Raw genomic sequence first — 17,743 nt, 5'->3', positions numbered from 1 at the left:
TCGCGAACGCGCGGCGCAGCAGTGATTGAGAGCGTACGGCTCCACCAGGTTCGTAGCTGGGCCAACGGCAACGTCGCGCTGACACCAGGGACGCACATCTTCTGGGGCGAGAACGGCGCGGGAAAAACCACCATCCTGGAAGCGTGCATCATTGCTGCGACGGGTCGCTCACACCGAGCCGGCGCGCTCCGCGAAGTGATTGCTAGCGACGGTGACCAGGCGTCTATCTTGGTGACGGTGCGCGATGACGGCGCAGACCCCACGGACACACTCGCGCAGTCAACGCTTGGCGTAGCGATCTCGCGCGCCGGGCGAGCGAAGCACCAGTTGAATGGAACCCCACGCACAACAACGGCGCTCGGGCAGCGGCTGCGCGTCGCGGCGTTTGTTCCTGAAGAGACCGGCTTGGTTGTCGGCGCGCCAGCCGTGCGACGCGGGCTACTCGACCGTGTCGCGTCGCAGTGGCAGCGCGGGTACGAGGCGTCCCTGACACGCTATGAACGTGCGCTCCGTCAGCGCAACCGCCTGCTCAAAGATGCGCTTGAGGTGGATGGCGCCGCACGCCGAGCCATCGCTAGCGAGATGCGCCCATGGACTGAGATGCTGATCACTACCGGGTCAGAGGTGGCGGCCGGCCGCCTCGCCCTCCTTGCAGCGCTCGCCCCAGTTCTCTCGGCAACGCACCGTGAGGTAGCGCCGAGCGAAGCCGAACTTGAAACGCACTACCTTTCGCGTGAGGAGTACCGCCCCGACGAATCCGCGAGCGAATGCGCGACGCGCCTTGCGGAATCGTTCGACCAGACGGCCGAGTCAGAGGGCTATCAGGGATACACGCTCGTGGGCCCACACCGCGACGACATCGCCTTTCACGTTGGTGGGAACGACATCGCCCCAACAGCGTCACGCGGGCAGCAGCGCAGCCTCCTTCTCGCGCTCCTCTTCGCTGAGATCAAGCTGCTTACCGACGAGCACGGCCATCCGCCCGTCCTCTTACTCGACGACGCGTTCTCCGAGCTCGACCCACAACGCCGCGAACACCTGGTGGCGCGCATCATTTCGCTGCCACAGAGCATCATTACGGCGACCGCGCTCAAAGACTTAGCCCCCAGCCTTGTGGCGCGGGCGACCTCGCGCGAGATCCAGCGGGGCCCACAGGGCAGCAGCGTGTCAGCGTGAGCACGAAGCGCCCACGAAAGGGGCGACCAGAGGGTCTAGCCGGACTGCTCCCCGAAGCGGCGCGCGCCCTCGGCTTTGAAGAGGAGCTCCGATTCGCGCGAACAATGGGCGTCTTCGGTGATCTCCTGCGAGAAGTGGTGCCACACCTCGCCCCCGTCAGCCACCTCGTTGCTATTGAGCGCGGCCAGCTCATTGTTGAAGCACGGAACCCCGTGGCAGCACAAGAGCTACACCTTCGCGGTGCAGAACTCGCCCGCGCCTTTAGCGAGCGACCCGGCGGCGAACGCTCGCTCGGCCTAACAGTCCGGATCGCCATCTCAGGCAGCGAGCAAGACTGAGCGTATTCTCAACACATGGACCAGAACGAACAGACCATTCACCCTGCAGTACTAACCGCTGCCGAGCCAGCTTTTGGTCCAGGCTGGCTGCTGCTCGCACGCACGCCGAAGGGGCCGTCCGAGGAGCGCGTACTTGGCACACGCGCCGTACTCATCTCGCTCGTCGGTGCGACAACAGCACAACTCCAAAAAGCCGCCAACGAAACGCTTGACCTCTTTGACAAAGACGCGTCGGCTAGTCCCGCGGAGCGAGCGCGTCGCGCCCTCACCGCTGCCCAAAAGCGACTCGGCGAGAGCGTCGCAGTTGGGCTCGTCGCCCTATCGCGTAACGAGGTCCTTGTAGTGCGAACCAGCGGCGTAGCGATTGCCGCACGGCGAACTACCGAGGGTCGCATGTCGACAACCATGTTGCCCGAGGAGGCGCCTGGTGCATCGTCGCGCACGCTCGAGCGCGGCGGGATCTCAGCGACACGGCTCTCGATGGCTCCAAAAGATCGCGTCGCGCTGGCGATCACGTCGGAAGATGCGAAACGCACAGTCAAAGCACACACACCTGTGAGCGGCGTACTCGCACCACTCGCCTACCCAGCGGTGCTTCTTGAGGTGCTGCTACCGGTGCGAAAGGCTGTTCAGTGGGCAGCGCCAGACTCCGACACGCTGATCAATGTTCCAACTGATCCGGTTGAAGTCGCAATGATCAATGCGCGCGCACGCTGGGAGGAGGGGAACCTTGAACGCGAGGCGCGGATCGCCGCTGCAAAACCAGTGGCGCCAAAAGCTGATCCGAATCGGCCAGACGCGCAGACACGGCCGTATCAACCGATTGACACCGCAGCACAGGCGGTGATCGATGCGCGACGCCCAAGCACACGAAGCGGGGCGGACGCACGTGCGCGAGGGAAGGCTCAACCGCCTCCAGCCCGCGACCAGCGGACAAGCGATGCAGTGCGAGTAGCGCAAACGAGTGCGCGCGCGGAGGCGCGACTGCGCGCAGAGCATCGCAGCGCAGCAGAGCCACGAACTGAGCGATCTTGGCGAGAGCGCGCCGCAACGTCAACGTCGTTCTGGCAGCGCGTTGCTGCGCGCATTGCAAACGAGATTGAGCGACGAGCACCATGGCTGACAGCCACGCCAGCTGAGCCAACGCTTCGTGCAGCGACAGGGAGCGACGAGCAGGCGGAGCACGAAGTTCAGCGCACGCGTCAACGTCGCTCAGCCGCAATCCTTCTCGCTGCGTTATTGGTCGCAGGGATCGGCGGCGCAACGGCACTCGTCCTAAATGGGTCAAGCCCCGAGCTGGACACGGCGGCGCAGGCCCGCGAGGCGCTACGAAGCGCAGAGATCGGTATCGGTGAAGCGCTTGATCCCCAGACCAACCTTCTTATGAACGACCCGGCGCGCGCGAAGAGCCTCCTGCTCACCGCTGTTGCCAACCTGAATATTGCAGAGAATGGAGGCGGCTCGCTCAATCAAATCACGACACTACGAACACAGGCGACAGAGACGCTCAATAAGATTTTTCTGGTGAACAACACAACCCCGATCGAACTCTTCGATTTTAAAGCGGCAGGCGCTACAGTCGAGATCCAGGCGATCGTCCAGGGGCCAGACGGCCTGCCATATGTCATCGATAAGGTGACGGGCGCGGTGTACCGAATCGATGCCGAGCGCGGCCGTGCAACCGTTGTGTACCAGCCAGGGTTTGACCTCTATGGCACGCGCACTGGGCGCGCACTCCTCATCACCGCCGCTGGGCCCGACCTCGTGGTGTTTGACGCCTCCTCCAACCTCTGGCGCTGGCGCCCCTCCGGCGGAGCCGGCAAGGGGACGCTGGTCAAGCTTCGCGTTCGCGACGGCGAGCTGTGGGGGAGCGACGTCAAGGCGATTGTCGGATTCGCAGCCGACCCAGGGACTGGGCTCTACCGCCTCTACGTCGTTGACCCGTCGGCACGTCAGATCTTGCGGTACCAGCCAGCCCCCGACGGCACGGGCTACCCCGCCGCCCCAACGGCGTATCTGATCAACCCGATGTCGCTGGGCACCATGACGGGCATCGCGATCGACGGCGATGTCTATATGACGAGCGGCGGTGCGCTGCGCCGCTACTCAGGCGGTGCGCCAGACGAGTGGACCCCAGCAGAGATTGGCGACGAGCTACTGCGGCCCCTGCTCACCCCAACGGTCGTGATGTCCGCGGGGGCGAGCCGAACAGGGATCATCTACGTCTGGGATAGCAGCGCACACCGAGTGATCGCGTACAGCAAGGCCTCCTCCGGCGCCATGCTCGCGCAGTACGTTATGAGCGATCAAGTCGACCAAATCGGTGAAATTCTCGGCGGATACATCCTCCCCGCATCTGATGGCGGGGCACCAACATTTGTCTGGGCTGAGGCAGGGCGTGTGCGTAGCGCCGTCCTTGGGAAACCGATTACACAAGGGCCAGGGGCCAGCGTTGGCCCAACTCCTGATCCTGTTATCGAGACCCCGATTCCCACGCCGTAAGCGTGCGATCATAGAGCGATGGAACTACGACGCGCGGTGGTTGAGGGGGTGCGCATCCAGATGATCTCTGGGACGCACGTGCTACTCCTACGCGACGCCGAAGAGGCGCGCTACCTGCCGATCCCGATTGGGCCCAACGAGGCCAGCGCCATCGCCTATCACCTTCAGGGAATCACACCAGAGCGGCCACTAACGCATGACACTGCACTCCGCGCCATTCGTGCCCTAGGGGCAACACTTCGCGAGGTGCGCATCATTGAAGTCCGTGACGAGACGTTCCGCGCGCGGATGTTGATGGTTGCCCCAAGCGGCGAAGAGGCTGAGCTAGATGCACGGCCGAGTGATGCAGTCGCACTCGCGCTACGTGCCGAGGCTCCAATCTTTATCTCAACAGAACTGCTCTCAGCGGAAGGGATCGTTCCGGAGGCTGCTGAAGAGGAGCGGCTCTCGCTCTTCCGTGACTTCGTTAACTCTCTCGACGGCGAGGAGCCACCGGCAGCGCGCTAGCGCTCGTCGTTCAACAGCGCGTGACCCCGCGAGAGCGTTTCAGAGCGGTTCAACCAGAGTCCAATCCGCAGCGACCAGAAGTCGCGAATGGCTCGCGCGATAACCGAGAGGCGCGCCCCTGTTGGCGAGCCGGCAGTACGCGGATAATGCGGCACGCCAATCTCACGAATGTTCAAGCCAGCGAGTTGCAAACGAATCAATAGCTCTGCTGAGAAGAAGGCGCCGTCAGAGTGCACGATGACCCCACGCAGCGCGTCACGGTGGAACAGCTTTGCAGCGCAGTCAACGTCGCGGACACGCAGTCCAAACCAGAGGCGATTTGCAATACGGTAGAACGTTGCGTAGACGAGACGCAGCGCCGGATCAGCGCGCTGTAGGCGATATCCAATGACAACTGGCGAGCGTGTTGCCTCGGCACATTCGACAAGGCGCGCAAGGTCAGCAACACGGAACTGGCGGTCACCGTCGGTGTAGGCAAGGTGGTCATACCGTGCTGCCGCAAAACCTGAACGAAGCGCACCGCCGTATCCGCGATTCACCTCGTGGCGCACCAGGCGAACGGCTCCCCCGTGCCGCTGCGCCAGGCGCTCGGCTACGCGGGCAGTGTCATCACGCGAACCGTCGTCAACGAGAATGACCTCATAGGTCGTGGCGAGGGCGGGGAGCGCAGCGAGCGCATCGTCGACGAGCGCCTCAAGGTTCTCGGCCTCGTTATGGCAGGGGAAGAAGAGCGAGAGCTCTTGCAGTGGCACCTTCCACAACCCCCCTCACCGCTACACTCGGCAGATGACTCCTCAGACGGCCCGTCGACCAACCGAGCAGGTCAGCCTTCGCACAATTGCGCTGATTGCCGCGCTCGGAATTCTCTTGCGCGTGATCATCGCATACGTGGCACTCCCTCCAGACGCAGGATTTGCCGCCGACCTCAACTCATTCCGAGCGTGGGCATCGGAATTAGGAACGCGCGGACCGTGGGGTTTCTATGCGCGTGGAATCTTTGTCGACTATCTCCCCGGTTACATGTGGGTCCTGTGGGCGCTTGGCTCGCTCACCGCACTCATCACAGGCAGCACCGACCTCGGGGCTCTCGTAAAGCTCCCTGCGATCCTCGCCGACGGGCTGCTGGTACTGGCAACGGTGCGACTTGCCACCGACCTTGGCGCCCCACGCCGCAGTCAGATCGCCGCCGCAGTCGCCGTGGCTTTCGGGCCAATGATCTGGCTCGACTCGGCCGTGTGGGGGCAGGTCGATTCCATCGGAGCTGCCGCCCTCCTCTATTCACTCTCCGCGCTCATCCGCGGCCAGACTGTCCGCGGTGCGATCTTCGCCGCCCTCGCTGCGGTGCTCAAGCCACAGTTCGGCATCCTGATCCCCATCGTTGGCGTCCTCGCATTTGTGCGAGCGCGTTCGGCACGTGACCCATGGGCCTTCGTCGTAGCGGGCTTGGCTGGCGCCGCCACGGTGGCCCTCGCCGCCCTGCCGTTCGGGCTCACGCTTCCTGATGTGCTGGCCAAGGTCGCAGAGGCGGCGGGTGGCTACCCGCACCTCTCGGTAAACGCCTGGAACCCTTGGGCACTCATAACAGTAGGAGGGCGAGCGGTCGTTGATGCGAGCGGGTGGGCCTCTGACATCGACCCACTTCCGCTCATCGGTATCCCCGGAGTTGCAATTGGTAGCGCAGCGATCGCCGCCGCCGTACTCGTTGCGATGCGCTACGTACGACGCGATACGGCAATCCATACCGTTACCGCTGTTGCCATCCTTGCCATCGCCTTCTTCGTTCTCCCAACGCGAGTGCACGAGCGCTATCTCTTCCCGGCGATTCCGCTCACGATTGCACTCGCCGCAGCACGTCCCGCCTGGCGCTGGATTGCTGTCGCAACCTCGGTCGCCTTCTTTGTGAACAGCTGGGGGGTGCTCACCATCTCGTACTTCCAGAACCCAGGCTTGCCAAAACTTGGCGCTTTCACTGACGCACTCCACACACCGATTGCGGTCACGGCTACCGCGGTCGCAATCACGGCAACGCTGTTCGCGGCAATCTGGCTAGCGAGGAGCGCCGAGAAACGCACAGCGATTGCTCGACTAGCAACCACGCAGCGGAAACGCGTTGACGCTGTGCCACGACGGGTCGTGATTGCAAAGTCGGAGCCCCGCCGAACCCTTACACGGATTGACCTCTGGATCTTGATCCTGGTGACTGTGAGCACCTTGTCGCTGAGAGGTTGGCGCATCGGTGAACCGACGCACTTCCATTTTGATGAGGTCTACCACGTGCGAACCGCAACAGAGTTCATGCAAGACTGGAAGTATGGCGAGCCGCATGCGATCTATGAGTACACGCATCCGCACCTTGCCAAGTACCTCATTGCACTTGGTCTTGAAGCGTTCGGCGCACCTCGTGTGGATGCGCACACAACATACCCAACAAGGATCGGCGCAATTGCGATTCGGTCAGAGGATGCGCTAAGCCCTGGACGAATTTGGATTGCGGGGCCAGACGAGATCAGCGTGATCGATGCATCGACTCGCGCAGTCCTTGGCGCACTCCCACTACGCAGTGTTTCGCAGCTGCTCGCCGCCCATGATGGCTGGCTCTGGGGCGCCACCGCAAACGGTACAATTTTTTCAGTCGACCGCGTCACCGCCGATCAGGGCGGCGCAAGGGGCCTCCGCACATGGCCATTAAGTGGAGGTGCCATTCTGGGCATCGCGCCACTTGCTGATGGCAGTGTTGCCGTCGTGCAACGTGACCGGGCGCTGATCATACGCGATGGAGTTGTTGTGGCGAGCGCACCTCTCGCTGGCGGCTCGTCAGTCGTTGCACTAACCGTCAGCGCCGATGAGAAAATATTCGTTACGAGCGACAATGGGTTAACGAGCTTTACGGCACGAGATTTATCTAACCCGCAGCTCTTATCAATTCCTGGTGGAGCAAACGCCATCGCGGGCGTTGACTGGTTTGACTCCCCGCGAATCTATGTTGCTGGGCGCGACGAAGTGCGCGTGTACAGCACCAAGGGCGAGAGCGCGACGCTTATTTCGCAGATCACGATCCCGGGTGCCACGGCGATCGTGCCCAACGATGCAAGCCGCATGGTGCACGTAGTGGCACCGGGGCCCGATGGCACGGGCGCGTCGCTGTGGACGGTTGAGCCGAACGGCAACGCTCGGTTTGCAGATGTTGCCGTGGGCGCAGATGCACTCACGCTCGGCGTAAGCGCCGTCGCCCTCGACGCCTCAGCCGAGCGTGCCGATGGTGGCAACGGCGAGCTACTTATTGCAACTCCGTCTGGTGCGATGACACAGGTAAGCGTGGGAGACCTCGCCGCCGGCTGGCGCTGGCCTGGGGTGATTGCCGGCGCTCTTGCCGCAGCCCTCCTCGTGCTCTTGGCTCGGCTGCTGACGGAGCGCCGCGATGTCGCCGCCCTCGTCGGCCTCCTCGCCCTGCTCGACGGGGCCGGATTCGTGCAGAGCCGCATTGGCATGAATGACGTCTACCTCCTTGCCCTCTTGCTCGGCGGCGCGGTCGCCTTCGTGGCGTGGCTGCAGGGCCGCATCCGTGGCGCTCTTCCTGAGGGGCTCCTCCTTGTCGTGGCCGGACTTATGCTCGGCGGCGCACTCGCGAGCAAGTGGGTCGCCCTCTACGGCATCTTCGGCCTCGGCATTATCTGGCTCGCACGGACAGCACCCGGGCGCCTGCTGGTCGCGGGCGGACTCGCACTACTCGGCGCCGTGCTGCTTCCGCCAGCACTCGCGGTTGCCGACGGCTCTACCCGCATCCCAAACCTACCGTTCGCCGTTGTGTTGGTGCTGCTCCTCGCGGCGACCGGCGCAGCGATCTATCGCGCTGGTGGCATCTCGCGACGCGACGCAACCCCACGTTCTCTTCTTGGGTTGCTCTCGCTCCCAGGCGAAGTGACGCTCATCTTCTTGACGCTCGCCGCAATTCCGCTCGGCGTCTACATCGCGAGCTACCTACCGTGGGCAGCACTCGGTAATCAGTTATTCACCGGTTGGCCGATCGGCAACACTGGGCAGACACTGACTGACCTCACCGCGTCGATGTATCGCTATCACGACACACTGCGCGTCGCGCACGCTGCAAGCTCACCCTGGTGGGCGTGGCCACTTGACCTGAAGCCCGTCTGGTTCTTCCAACAAAACTTCACTGCCGGCGGCGGTTCATGGACCGCTGCGGTGTACGACGGTGGCAACGTGCTCTCCCGCGTCTTTAGCATCGGCGGCGCAATCTGGCTCGCCGCAGAAGCGTGGCGCCGGCGAAGCTGGGGCCTCGCGTCGGTTCTCATTCTTGGTCTCGCCCTCTGGCTACCGTGGGCGCGCATCGATCGCGCCGCATTCCAGTATCACTACTACCCAACATCACAAATCGCCCTGATCGGGTTCGCGCTCCTGTTAGCCGATCTTCGCGCTGGATCGCATCGTGCCGCGCAGATCATGCGCATCAGTGGCGCATGCGCGGTGCTTGCTGCACCGGTGCTCTGGATGGCTACTGGCGCGCTCTGTGCACTTGCAGGGGTAGCGAGCGTCTACCCCGAGAGTCAGGTGTGCCTATCAGGCGGATTTGGCACACCGGGTCCACTCGTTGGTGCGATTGCGCTTGTTCCCGCTACGGTGGCGGCGTGGTCAATTCTCGGTGCGACTGATGTGCGCCGGATCTTCATGATCACTACTAGTAGCATCGCCGCTGTTGCGCTCCTCTGGTATCCAAACTGGTCGGCGCTGCCACTCCCGACCGGAGTTCACAACTGGTATCAAGGAGTGCTACCAACATGGACATGGCCGTTCCAGTTCGGTGTCACCCTTGAAAGCCCTGCCGAGACTGCGCTTGTCAGTAGTGCGACGCTCGTTGTTGGCGTGCTACTCCTCTGCGCCGCCGCCGCTGGTGCCTATGGCGCGAGCCGAATCGGTCGCGCTGCTCGGCGAAAGCTCAACGAGGATCGCGCGTAGCGGTAACTCTCGCGCAGCGATGCTATAGGGCGTAAGCCGCTCAAGATGTAGCGACTCACCAGCGGCAAGTTGCACGAGCACTTCGCGTGCAGAGACCCAGCCACCACCCTCAATCACTACGAGCACAACCTCACCAGCGCTGCGCAGCGGACCGTAGGTGCCACCCGGCGTGACCGTGAACTCGGTGATTTGCGCGATGTCGTTCGAGAAGATGGCGCTACTGAGAACACCCTGAGAGCCCGCAGCGCGGTCGGCACGTCGATGACCAGGGCCAAAACTTCGGATGTTCATGCTCTTCCGCAGTGCGCAGCTGCGCACACCAAAGGGCTATCCGCGACGGTTCGCTGGGCGAATGGTCGCCTCAACGCCGTCAGCAACCTGGCGTCGCGTGCGCAAGAGTGCGGCATGCTCGGCTTCAGCGGCGAGAAGTGGAGGGAAGCGCTTTGTGACGGTGTCACGCAGCGCAAAGAGCCCAACAAGCGTGGTGGCAATAGGGAAGAGGCCGTACCACTGGAATGCGGCGTAGATCAGATTCATGCCGAAGGTGCCGAGGCTGATCCAGAGGATGTACTCCCACTCGTCGCCGACCACCCCTCGTCCACGAGCGCCGCGGGTCGCGAATGAGTAGACCAGGATCGTTGCGAGGAAGAGCACCAGGTTTGCGATCCAGAACGGCGTGTAGAAGGTTCCAAGATCGGCGTTGAGGACGGTGAAGAGGTACTCCCATGGCCAACGAAACATCTTTTCCTCACTCGCTAGGTTTCGCTTCACCCAGCACAACAGCGTGCGGGTTCGTGTGAGCGAGTATGCCACCATCAGCAGCATGCGCGTCCTTCTGCTGATCTCCCCCGAGAGCCCCGCCCTCGCAGGGCTGACACCCATCCTCGCGACCCTTATCGCCCGTGGGGCCACGGTCGAAGCTGGTCCCGCCGCCCCGCACCTTCGGGCGGAAGAGATCCAGGTGACCGAATATGCCGATGCCGCGACGCTCGATCAGGCAGCGGCGAGCCTTACCAGTGCCGACCTCCTGATCGCCCCAGTAGGGGCCGAAGTCCCACCAGCCGCAATCGTCGCCATTACGCGAGCACTCCTCGCCGCCGAGGAGGGGCCGATCATCGTTGTTGACCCAACTGCGATCGGCGACCTCCTCTCCGACATGGGATCCACCGGCAACTTAACCGCACTACGGAGCGAACTCCGGCGTTCGGCAGCCCTCGTCATTGCGGCCCATGTTGCGCCGCTGGTTCGCGACAGCGAGAGCGCCATGCCGGCTCGAGACGTAATAGTGCTTGAACGCATTCGCATATTTGGCCACGGCGAGAATCAACACCAGGCCGCGGCGGCGTACCGGCGCGTACATGCTGCAAACGCGGGGATCATTAGCTCTCGAGTGCTGCAGGGGCAAGAGCCCAGCTTCAACGACCTACTCGACCTCGACGCTGGTTCGCGACTCGTTGCCGACCTACCAACGCCGAGCGTTGCGCTCATTCGACACACAGATCCGATCGGCGTCGCAACCGCCGAGACGGCGCTCGGTGCACTCACACGCGCGATTGAGACAGACGCAGCGGCAAGCTCTGGCTCAATCATCGTGCTGAACGTGCCGATTGATCGCGCCGTTGCCGCGGTGATCGCATCGGGCACATTTGAATCGGTGCTTGCGCCAGCACTCGCAGACGATGGCGCCGCGGAAACGTTGCGCACGCGGCAAGATCTGAGCGTCATCATTGATCCCTCTTATCGCGAAACGGAGTTTGACATCATTGGCGTTAGCGGCGCGGTACTCTTACAAACAGCCGACACGGGAAACATTGAGCGTTCGCAACTTCGTGTTGTCACCGAACGCCGTCCAACACTTGACGAGCTTACCGACCTACTCTTCTCGTGGCGCATCGTTCGACATATCCGATCGAACGCCATTGTAGTGGCGCGTGGCGCTGCAACACTCGGTATTGGTGCTGCACAGGTGAATCGGCGCGTTGCCGTTGACATTGCGCTCAATCAGGCGGGAGACCGCGCACGTGGTGCAGTGATGGCCAGCGATGCGTACTTCCCATTCGCAGAGGGGATCGCCGCCGCCGCAGCAGCGGGCGTCACCGCAATCGTTCAGCCGGGCGGCTCACGTCGCGACGCAGCGGCGATTGAGATCGCCGATCGTCACGGCATTGCAATGGTCTTTACCGGGCGGCGACACTACCGCCGCTAACGCCCTACACCCAGCGCAGCGCCGCCTGATCCCACGCGCCAACGCAGAGTGCAGCCGCATCGCCCTCAACGCCTCGCTGAACATCACGCAGTTCGCGTGCTGTTCCTTGCCACCCTGGCGCTTTCAGTGTTGGAGAGATGTCGGCGAGTGGCGCCAAGACGAAGAGGCGCTCGGTTGCGGATGGATGTGGAACGACAAGTGGTCGATCCGCATCAGCGCCATCAGGCTCCGTGCCGTGCGGTCGTGGATGCACGACCGCGATGTCCTCCATGGCAATAATGTCAATGTCAAGTCGGCGTGGGCCGAACCGCACCGTCGGCACGCGGCCAAAGATTTGCTCTAGCTCCTTGACGCGCGTCAGCACCTCAACGGCCGCCGCCGCCGGTCCTTCAGGCAGCGTCGCGCGCATTTGAAGCGCGGCATTGAAGAACTCTGGTTGATCAACGAGGCCGACCGGAGTGGTGCGGTAGAGCGGCGAGACCTGCTCAAGGCTCCAGCCAGGAATGTGTGCGAGTGCAACGACCGCTTCGGCGAGCGTGGCGACAGGGTCGTCGAGGTTGGCCCCGATCGCTAGGTGTACGACGAGCTCACGCATGTGCCCGACGGTAGCGCCGCGTAGGATCTACTGCATGGAAGAGGTAGAGCGGCTCATTCGGGAAGAGGTCCAACGCGAAGGCTCGATCAGCTTCGCGCGCTTCATGGAGCGCGCCCTTCTGGAGCCTGGACTCGGCTACTACGCAACCGCGCAGCGACGGGCTGGTCGCAGCGGAGACTTCATGACCGCGCCGGAACTGCACCCCATCCTTGGCGCGGCCATAGCGCAACTGGCCGCCGCAACCTGGGAGCGCCTCGGCCGCCCAGCACGATTCCGTTGGCGTGAATACGGCGCCGGCGAGGGAACCCTTCTGTTGGCGGCACTCGACCACCTCGCCCGAGGAGGGCACCCCCTTCTCGAAGCGCTGGAGGTTTCGGTGAGCGAGGCAAACCCACACCGCCTCGCTGAATTGACGGCGGCTCTGGCGGCACGCCCGGGCGGGGGGCCACCGCTCGTCGCGGCATCGAGCCCACCCGCCGCAGGGATCATGGTCGCCAATGAGTTTGTCGATGCCCTTCCCTTCCACATCGTGGTCGGTCGTCCTACCGCTCCAGGCGGCTTCAAAGAGCGCCGCGTCCTCGTTGATCCTGTAACAAATGCCTTCACCTGGGGCGAAGGGGCGCCCGTCGCGGAGACGTTGGAGCAGCTTGCCCCCCTTATGGCTGGCTGGCCGCAGCTTGCCGAGGGACAGCTCGCCGAGATCTCGCCAGCCACGGCCGACTGGGCTCACGGGCTGGGTGGTGAGCTCACCGAGGGGGTTGTTCTCGTGCTGGATTACGGCCGCGAGGGGAACTCCCTGCGCGACGCCGTCAGCCGCATGGCGGGCACCGCCCTCGCCTACCAGGGGCACCGGGCCACCGCCGATCTCCTCAGCGAGCCGGGGAGCCGAGACTTAACCGCTCATGTGGACCTCACCCTACTGCGGGCGGCGGCTGAGGCTGGCGGGCTCCGCCACCTGGCGAGCACGAACCAGGCCAGGTTTCTCGCGACGGCGGGGGTCGACGGCGAGGTCGCCCGCACGCGTACGGGACCAGCGGCGACCCTTGAAGGGGCGATCGCCCTGCGCTCCGCGCTCGCACAACTGATGGATCCGCGCCGCATGGGCGGATTCGCCGTTGAGCTGTTTGTTGCGGGGCGTTCCCCAGGGGCAATTGCGCTCGCAGACCCTGCATCGCCACTCCCCGGAGCGGCGGCTCCGAATCGGCCCCTCGTCTAGAATGTGAGTGTAACGACCCGAGCCCCGGCTGCGGGGTGCGCGCCGGGTCGATGAATCGAACGGGGGAGTTTCATGACAGGACTCTGGTACGTCCTCGGTTTCGCAGGCGCGGGTGCTTCCTTCGTCTTCCTTACAATCGGCCTCGCTTGGCTGATCTCCCATCGCACGCGCGGCAGCCGGGGGAAGCAGGTCCCCTACGAGTCTGGCATTGACACGTACGGTGACACCCACGGACGCTTCGGCCTCTCCTTCTATCTCTACGCGCTCCTCTTCGTCGCCTTCGACGTTGAGATCGTCTTCATCTACATCTGGGCGCTGAACTTCAAGGTGCTCTTGATGAACGGACTGATCTCCATGGCGATCTTCATCGGCGTGTTGCTTGTCGGCCTCGCCTACGCGTGGCGCAAGGGGGTCCTCTCATGGCGATAACGCGCGACCCGAAGTTCGGCAACCTCCCTGAAGTGCAACCAGACGGCAGCCTTCAGTCGCCAGCAACCGTCGGCAACACGTTGTGGAGCACTGATGATGCTCGAGCGTATGGCGGACTACCACTCGAAGCACACCCGAACCTAGAGCTCGCGCGATACGACGCGACTGGCGAAGGCCGTGTCGATGATGCGCGATGGGGCGGCGCACTCTCCGCCATTCCAACGAAGGCCGACGTCGTGCTCGACCTGATTCGTGCCAATAGCCTATGGCCGCTGCTCTCTGGATTGGCATGCTGCGCCATTGAGATGATGTCGACTGCAACGCCGAAGAACGACATTGATCGCTGGGGAATGTTCCCGTTCCGCGCCAGTCCACGTCAGGCCGACGTGTTGATCGTTGCGGGAACGCTTACCACCAAGATGGCCGAACCACTGATTCGCTTGTGGGAGCAGATGCCTGAACCGAAGTGGGTTGTGGCGATGGGCGACTGTACCTGTTCCGGCGGACGCTACAAGCGAAGCTACTCCGTAGTGCAAGGAATCGATCGCGTCATGCCAGTCGATGTGTACATTCCCGGTTGCCCACCGCGACCGGAAGGCTTGATCTACGGAATGATGAAACTACAACAGCTCATTAAAGATCGCCGCGGCCATTGGCCGGAGCGCGCGATCGGCCCAACTGTCCCGAAGGGGATCTAAGTGGATCGTCGTCTTGCTGCACTCCTTACCGAAACATTCGGAGAGCGATTACTCACACCGGTTCGCCAGCGATACGACGAGAGTGAGATTCGCGTCGCACTTGCCGACGCAACCGATACGTTGCGCACGCTGCACGACGAGCCAGCGTTGCGATTTGAAATGTTGATCGATTTATGCGGTGTTGATACCGGTGAAGAGATGCAGGTTGTGTATCACCTCTCCTCTTCAACAAGTGGCGATTGGCTGCGCGTGATTGTTCCAGGTCTAGATCGCACCGCGCCACGCATCGCCTCGGCAACCTTTATGTGGCCAGGCGCCGAATGGATGGAGCGCGAGGCCTACGACATGTTCGGCATCATCTTTGAAGGGAACCGCGATCTGCGCCGCATCTACATGCCAGACGATTACCGCAGCTTCCCGCTGCGCAAAGACTTCTATCTCGCCGATGATGCATCGCGCTCACCCGCCGCCGGCGTGCGCAACATGGAGCGCGCCGGAACACCGGCCGACGCGACCGCAGCAACGCTGCTGCGCAAGAGCCCAGGGGTATAGCGATGACACAGCAGATGCGCCCATCGCTCGACGATCCACGAGTTGCAATTCCCGCGGAATCAACGTGGTACGAGCCAGCACCAATCCCGCAGACCGAGCGACAGGCGGAGTTCCTGACGTTGCGCGATGGTGAGATGTTCGTAAACATGGGGCCACAGCACCCATCAACGCACGGTGTGCTGCGCGTGATCATTAAGGTGAACGGCGAAAAAGTTATCGACCTCGATCCAGTGCTCGGCTACCTGCACCGTGGTGTCGAGAAGCTTTGCGAGAACGCCGACTACCACTCGGCGATCTGCTACACCGACCCACTTGAATACGTGGCCTCACTCTTCTGCGAGGCGGCGCCAGTCGCGGCGTTTGAGAAGTTGATGGACGTTGAGGTGCCACTCCGCGCGCAATACATCCGCGTGCTGACGATGGAGCTCAACCGCATTGCAAGCCACACCCTCTTCCAAGGCTGGATGGCGCTCGACCTTGGCGGCATCACGCCAATCCTCTGGGCCTTCATTGAGCGCGACGAGATCGTCGACATGCTCGCCGCTCTCACCGGCCAGAAGCTCCTCTACAACTACTACCGAATCGGCGGCGTGAACGGCGACTTGAACCACGAGTTCATGAGCCGCCTCGGCACCTGGATGAGCCGCGCCGCCGCCCAGATCGACTCCAACCTGGCCCTGATCAACGAGAACGAGATCTTCGTGCGCCGCACGCGCGGTCTCGGCGTTCTCGATGCAAAGATAGCGCTCAAGATGGGCGTGACCGGTCCAAACCTACGGGCCAGCGGCGTCCCCTACGACCTGCGCCGCGACCGCCCATATCTCGTCTACCCAGCGCTCGAGTTTGACGTGCCGACCCGCGACGAGGGCGACTCGCTGGCGCGCTACCTAGTGCGCATGGATGAGATCAAGCAGTCGATCCGCATCATTGACCAGGTCCTTCACGAGATGCCCGACGGCCCAGTGATGGCGAAGCTGCCACGCCTTCTTCGCCCGCGACCGGGCCGCGCATTCGGCGCTGTTGAGGGTCCACGCGGCGTGTATGGCACGTACGCCATTAGCGACGGCACCGACCAGCCATTCCGCATGCGCATTCACGACCCATCATTTGTGCACCTGCAACTTGTTGGGCCGCTCACCAAGGGGAACCTCATCGCCGACATCATGGCCGTCATGGCAAGCCTCGACCCGGTCATGGGCGGAGTTGACAAGTGAGCGGCGCATCGATGGCCTGGAACCGCCTGACGCCAGCCGGCCGCGCACTCGCGGTGCTGCTCCCCGTGCTCGCAATTGGTGGCGGGCTGACGACCGCACTACTCGCCACATTTGGCGGCGCCATTGCCGAAACGATCGGAGCAAACCTTCCGATCGTGCGCTTCCTCGTAGCTGCGATCGTCACCTTCCTCATCTCGGTCCCTGTCGCATTCCTCTTGATCTATATGGAGATGAAGATCATTGCGCTGATGAACCTTCGTATCGGACCAGATCGCATTGGACCAGCGGGCGCTGTGATGAGCGTCGTGCACGGCTTAAAGGTGCTGATGAAGGAGGACTACACGCCACCGAGCGTCGACGTTCCAGTCTTCACGCTGGCACCAGTGGTCGTCTATCTCGCCAGCTTCATGACTCTGCTCGTCATTCCGTTTGCGCCAGAGCTCACGAGCATGGGCTTTGAGCTTGGTCTTCTCTACTTCTTTGCGATCGGCGGGCTCAGCGTCGTTGGCTTGATGATGGCTGGCTGGTCGTCGTTCAATAAGTACTCACTGCTCGGCGGCATCCGCGCCGCAGCACAAGCGATCAGCTACGAGATTCCGCTGACACTCTCCGTCGTGGGGATTGTGATCCTGACCGGCACCCTTTCACTGCCGAAGATCGTCGCTGCACAAGACGGCTCGTTCCTCGACTGGTTCATCTTCCGCCAGCCACTTGCCGCAATCATCTTCTTCATCGCCATCACCGCCGAGGCCAACCGCACCCCATTTGACAACGCTGAGGCCGACCAGGAGATTGTTGCGGGATTCGCCACCGAGTATTCCGGCATGCGCTTCGGATTCTTCTTCTTCGCGGAGTACGTCAACGTCTTTATTGTGTCGGCGCTTTTTAGTTCCGTTTTCCTCGGTGGATCAAACCCGCCAATTCATATTGACCTACATCCACAAATCTTGATTGACCTGAGCGCGCTCGGCATTGGCCTGCCGCTCATCGCCGGACTCGCACCCGTTATTGGCACGCTACTGTTCGCGGCGCCACTCTGGTTCGCCAGTACTCGCGTGAAGGCCTGGCACGCGCTCGTCGGAGGATTCTTGATCTTCGGCGGCGTATCAACGGCGCTCGTAGGCGTCTGGGCCTTTGTGATGCTGCCGCCCGTCGCCAGCCTCATCTGGTTCTTGATGAAAACATTTTCGCTCATTTTCACCTTTGTCTGGATGCGCGGCACACTGCCGCGCGCACGCATCGACCAGCTGATGGGCTTCGCCTGGAAGTGGCTCTTGCCTGCATCGCTACTCAACATCTTTGCGACGGCGTTTGCCGTGTTGATTGCGGGGAGGTAGCC

16 protein-coding genes are annotated in these 17,743 nt (G+C 62.8%); 12 read left to right on the top strand and 4 right to left on the bottom strand.

Annotated elements, in window-relative coordinates:
* Nucleotides 1-21 precede the first annotated feature (21 nt).
* The 4 genes from recF to AC3LCN_RS03015 are packed head-to-tail and all read left to right on the top strand — an operon-like array spanning nucleotide 22 to nucleotide 4,523.
* Nucleotides 22-1,176 carry a DNA replication/repair protein RecF gene (recF, locus tag AC3LCN_RS03030; protein ID WP_488648615.1) on the top strand — a complete coding sequence of 385 codons (1,155 nt, stop codon included), beginning with the start codon at nucleotides 22-24 and terminating at the stop codon, nucleotides 1,174-1,176.
* Nucleotides 1,173-1,514 (top strand): DciA family protein, encoded by a 342-nt coding sequence (locus AC3LCN_RS03025; RefSeq protein WP_488648614.1) that lies wholly within the window; start codon nucleotides 1,173-1,175, stop codon nucleotides 1,512-1,514. The genes recF and AC3LCN_RS03025 overlap by 4 nt, the downstream gene beginning before the upstream one ends.
* 15 nt (nucleotides 1,515-1,529) lie before the next feature.
* Nucleotides 1,530-4,016, top strand: coding sequence for an SMP-30/gluconolactonase/LRE family protein (locus tag AC3LCN_RS03020; RefSeq protein ID WP_488648613.1), 2,487 nt, complete (start codon nucleotides 1,530-1,532; stop codon nucleotides 4,014-4,016).
* Between the two features lie 18 nt (nucleotides 4,017-4,034).
* Complete coding sequence (locus tag AC3LCN_RS03015) at nucleotides 4,035-4,523, top strand: bifunctional nuclease family protein (RefSeq protein WP_488648612.1); 489 nt, start codon at nucleotides 4,035-4,037, stop codon at nucleotides 4,521-4,523.
* Here AC3LCN_RS03015 and AC3LCN_RS03010 read toward each other — a convergent pair.
* Nucleotides 4,520-5,275 (bottom strand): glycosyltransferase family 2 protein, encoded by a 756-nt coding sequence (locus AC3LCN_RS03010; RefSeq protein WP_488648611.1) that lies wholly within the window; start codon nucleotides 5,273-5,275, stop codon nucleotides 4,520-4,522. The genes AC3LCN_RS03015 and AC3LCN_RS03010 overlap by 4 nt on opposite strands.
* Before the next feature lie 34 nt (nucleotides 5,276-5,309).
* On the opposite strand from AC3LCN_RS03010, the gene AC3LCN_RS03005 reads away from it, so the two are divergent.
* The gene (locus AC3LCN_RS03005; protein ID WP_488648610.1) at nucleotides 5,310-9,494 is read left to right on the top strand and encodes a phospholipid carrier-dependent glycosyltransferase; all 4,185 of its coding nucleotides are present in this window, start codon (nucleotides 5,310-5,312) and stop codon (nucleotides 9,492-9,494) included.
* Here AC3LCN_RS03005 and AC3LCN_RS03000 read toward each other — a convergent pair.
* Together AC3LCN_RS03000 and AC3LCN_RS02995 are read right to left on the bottom strand one after the other, a co-directional pair.
* Nucleotides 9,405-9,785, bottom strand: a complete 381-nt coding sequence (locus AC3LCN_RS03000) for a hypothetical protein (RefSeq protein WP_488648609.1) — start codon at nucleotides 9,783-9,785, stop codon at nucleotides 9,405-9,407. The two genes, AC3LCN_RS03005 and AC3LCN_RS03000, sit on opposite strands and share 90 nt — an antisense overlap.
* A gap of 36 nt (nucleotides 9,786-9,821) precedes the next feature.
* The gene (locus AC3LCN_RS02995; RefSeq protein ID WP_488648608.1) at nucleotides 9,822-10,235 is read right to left on the bottom strand and encodes a hypothetical protein; all 414 of its coding nucleotides are present in this window, start codon (nucleotides 10,233-10,235) and stop codon (nucleotides 9,822-9,824) included.
* 55 nt (nucleotides 10,236-10,290) lie between these two features.
* Here AC3LCN_RS02995 and purH point away from each other — a divergent pair, with 55 nt between their 5' ends.
* On the top strand, nucleotides 10,291-11,700 hold the full coding sequence (gene purH / locus AC3LCN_RS02990) for a bifunctional phosphoribosylaminoimidazolecarboxamide formyltransferase/IMP cyclohydrolase (protein WP_488648607.1): 1,410 nt from the start codon (nucleotides 10,291-10,293) through the stop codon (nucleotides 11,698-11,700).
* Between the two features lie 4 nt (nucleotides 11,701-11,704).
* Here purH and folK read toward each other — a convergent pair whose 3' ends face one another.
* Entirely contained in the window at nucleotides 11,705-12,295 is a 591-nt protein-coding gene (folK, locus tag AC3LCN_RS02985; protein WP_488648606.1) for a 2-amino-4-hydroxy-6-hydroxymethyldihydropteridine diphosphokinase, read from the bottom strand.
* Nucleotides 12,296-12,329: 34 nt separating this feature from the next.
* On the opposite strand from folK, the gene AC3LCN_RS02980 reads away from it, so the two are divergent.
* From AC3LCN_RS02980 to AC3LCN_RS02955, 6 genes are all read left to right on the top strand, one after another.
* Nucleotides 12,330-13,511: an SAM-dependent methyltransferase gene (locus tag AC3LCN_RS02980; protein ID WP_488648605.1), complete on the top strand. Its 1,182-nt coding sequence runs from the start codon at nucleotides 12,330-12,332 to the stop codon at nucleotides 13,509-13,511.
* 72 nt (nucleotides 13,512-13,583) lie between these two features.
* Entirely contained in the window at nucleotides 13,584-13,940 is a 357-nt protein-coding gene (locus AC3LCN_RS02975) for an NADH-quinone oxidoreductase subunit A (RefSeq protein ID WP_488648604.1), read from the top strand.
* Between the two features lie 215 nt (nucleotides 13,941-14,155).
* The gene (locus tag AC3LCN_RS02970; RefSeq protein WP_445844411.1) at nucleotides 14,156-14,638 is read left to right on the top strand and encodes an NADH-quinone oxidoreductase subunit B; all 483 of its coding nucleotides are present in this window, start codon (nucleotides 14,156-14,158) and stop codon (nucleotides 14,636-14,638) included.
* Nucleotides 14,639-15,190 (top strand): NADH-quinone oxidoreductase subunit C, encoded by a 552-nt coding sequence (locus AC3LCN_RS02965; RefSeq protein ID WP_488648603.1) that lies wholly within the window; start codon nucleotides 14,639-14,641, stop codon nucleotides 15,188-15,190.
* A 2-nt stretch (nucleotides 15,191-15,192) separates the two neighbouring features.
* Nucleotides 15,193-16,404: an NADH-quinone oxidoreductase subunit D gene (locus tag AC3LCN_RS02960; RefSeq protein ID WP_488648602.1), complete on the top strand. Its 1,212-nt coding sequence runs from the start codon at nucleotides 15,193-15,195 to the stop codon at nucleotides 16,402-16,404.
* Nucleotides 16,401-17,741, top strand: coding sequence for a complex I subunit 1/NuoH family protein (locus AC3LCN_RS02955; protein WP_488648601.1), 1,341 nt, complete (start codon nucleotides 16,401-16,403; stop codon nucleotides 17,739-17,741). Before AC3LCN_RS02960 ends, AC3LCN_RS02955 begins: the two co-directional genes overlap by 4 nt.
* Nucleotides 17,742-17,743: the final 2 nt, after the last annotated feature.

The organism is Candidatus Limnocylindrus sp., assembly GCF_040397215.1.
Lineage (GTDB): Bacteria > Chloroflexota > Limnocylindria > Limnocylindrales > Limnocylindraceae > Limnocylindrus.
The sequence above is the reverse complement of the archived record's forward strand: the minus strand, read 5'-3'. Positions and strand labels throughout refer to the sequence as shown.

What these genes read in the sequence shown, in the direction of transcription:
- AC3LCN_RS03020 (WP_488648613.1), top strand. Translation starts at nt 1,530, where the DNA reads ATGGACCAGAACGAACAGACCATTCACCCTGCAGTACTAACCGCTGCC.
- AC3LCN_RS03015 (WP_488648612.1), top strand. Translation starts at nt 4,035, where the DNA reads ATGGAACTACGACGCGCGGTGGTTGAGGGGGTGCGCATCCAGATGATC.
- AC3LCN_RS03005 (WP_488648610.1), top strand. Translation starts at nt 5,310, where the DNA reads ATGACTCCTCAGACGGCCCGTCGACCAACCGAGCAGGTCAGCCTTCGC.
- AC3LCN_RS03000 (WP_488648609.1), bottom strand. Translation starts at nt 9,785, where the DNA reads ATGAACATCCGAAGTTTTGGCCCTGGTCATCGACGTGCCGACCGCGCT.
- AC3LCN_RS02995 (WP_488648608.1), bottom strand. Translation starts at nt 10,235, where the DNA reads ATGTTTCGTTGGCCATGGGAGTACCTCTTCACCGTCCTCAACGCCGAT.
- folK (WP_488648606.1), bottom strand. Translation starts at nt 12,295, where the DNA reads ATGCGTGAGCTCGTCGTACACCTAGCGATCGGGGCCAACCTCGACGAC.
- AC3LCN_RS02980 (WP_488648605.1), top strand. Translation starts at nt 12,330, where the DNA reads ATGGAAGAGGTAGAGCGGCTCATTCGGGAAGAGGTCCAACGCGAAGGC.
- AC3LCN_RS02975 (WP_488648604.1), top strand. Translation starts at nt 13,584, where the DNA reads ATGACAGGACTCTGGTACGTCCTCGGTTTCGCAGGCGCGGGTGCTTCC.
- AC3LCN_RS02960 (WP_488648602.1), top strand. Translation starts at nt 15,193, where the DNA reads ATGACACAGCAGATGCGCCCATCGCTCGACGATCCACGAGTTGCAATT.